Source organism: Dendronalium phyllosphericum CENA369, assembly GCF_016056275.1.
Classification (GTDB): domain Bacteria; phylum Cyanobacteriota; class Cyanobacteriia; order Cyanobacteriales; family Nostocaceae; genus Dendronalium; species Dendronalium phyllosphericum.
This window is the reverse complement of record NZ_JAECZA010000142.1, coordinates 1-1,515: the sequence shown is the minus strand read 5'-3', so window position 1 is coordinate 1,515 and position 1,515 is coordinate 1. Positions and strand designations below refer to the sequence as shown.

Here is a 1,515-nt window from a genome sequence, read left to right as displayed (position 1 = left end):
TCGGTAGATTCAGCAAGCAAAATCTTTAAATGCTTTCTCATTTCAGTACATCGCGCATTCATTTTGGTGTTTTGGGCAAGCAATGAGGCTGATTGCTAACTCAATTTACCTGTTTGTTTTGTCAGTTGAATAATTCAGGCATTCATTTTGGTGTATCGTTGAGCCGAAAGCTTGCGATGTCTACGATGGGCTACGCCTACACGTCCGCTTCATTCAGCAAGAATCTTTCCAGGGCTTACTAGTACCTCTGTTGACACGTGGGCTTTGTGACTTTTTTCTTTCTAGCTTGAAATCCTATCAATATTAGTCAACAATTTCATAGCGCACTAACTTCCTAACATCCTGACGAGGTAGCCCTAGTTCTTGGGCAATTGTCACTTCTATCTGGCTGAATTCTATTGTTGGAAGTTCTAATTCCAATCGCTTCACAATGGGGTCTGCTGTTTCGACTTCTATTTGGGTAATTTTTTGAGTTCGGTTAACAGTGGCATTAATCAGCAACACATTGACTGATAGGCGTGCTTCTAGTTGAGTATCTGAGCGAAGTTTTTTCTCTGTAGAGTAGGATTGACTTAACTGCCCAGCAGCAAGAAAACTACAACCAAACCAAAATGCGATCGCTACTAGTGGTAGAGGCAACCAAAATTCTAATCCCAGTCCTTGCAGCCAACGTTTGCTAATGTGCCACACACTATACCTGTCTGTAATTTTGCCAAGTTATCACACTTCATTCTCACTGATGAAAGACGTTTAAATTACCTCAATAGATTATTCTAAATAAGCCCAAGCCTACACAAAGGTGATGAAAATCTTACTGGCAGAGGACGATCCCAAGCAATTAATGCCGTTGCAAACGGTTCTTTCCCAGGCTGGACACAACGTTGATGGTGTCAAGGATGGTGAAACGGCTCAATGGCTTTTGACTGAAAAAGAATATGACCTCCTGATTTTGGATTGGATGTTACCCCGGATTAGTGGAGTGAGTTTGTGTCAACAGTATCGAGCCGCAGGAAGAACAGCTCCCATATTAATAATCACGGCAAAAGATACCACACCTGATAAAGTTATAGGATTAGATGCCGGAGCAGATGACTACCTAGTAAAACCAATTGATATTATAGAGTTCATGGCGCGGGTGCGGGCATTGAGGAGGCGATCGCCTCTTTGGCAAGGAGATATCCTTTGCTTGGCAGACTTAAAACTTCATCTCGACGCACTGACTTTAGAGCGACAAGGAGCGATTGTCTCCCTTTCTAGCCAAGAATTTCAGTTACTAGAGTATTTCATGCGTCATCCTAAGCAAGTACTCACTCGCAACCAAATTGAGCAAGCCGTATGGCAATGGGGTAGTGAGCCAGAAAGTAATGCAATCACCGTTCTAGTTCGTAAACTTCGCCAACGTTTGCAAACATTAGCAGCAGCAGAGTCGATTGAAACAGTCTATGGTATGGGCTATCGCCTCAACCCTCCAGAACTATCGTAACTGGGGATGAGGGGGATGAGGGGGATGAGGGG

The 1,515-nt window shown here is 43.5% G+C and carries 2 protein-coding genes; one reads left to right on the top strand and one right to left on the bottom strand.

Annotation, left to right across the window (positions count from 1 at the left end):
* Positions 1-303: 303 nt before the first annotated feature.
* Entirely contained in the window at positions 304-690 is a 387-nt protein-coding gene (locus I8752_RS20905) for a hypothetical protein (RefSeq protein ID WP_214434212.1), read from the bottom strand.
* 112 nt (positions 691-802) lie between these two features.
* Here I8752_RS20905 and I8752_RS20900 point away from each other — a divergent pair, with 112 nt between their 5' ends.
* Positions 803-1,483, top strand: coding sequence for a response regulator transcription factor (locus I8752_RS20900; RefSeq protein WP_214434211.1), 681 nt, complete (start codon positions 803-805; stop codon positions 1,481-1,483).
* The last annotated feature ends 32 nt before the right edge of the window (positions 1,484-1,515 follow it).

What these genes read in the sequence shown, in the direction of transcription:
- I8752_RS20900 (WP_214434211.1), top strand. Translation starts at nt 803, where the DNA reads ATGAAAATCTTACTGGCAGAGGACGATCCCAAGCAATTAATGCCGTTG.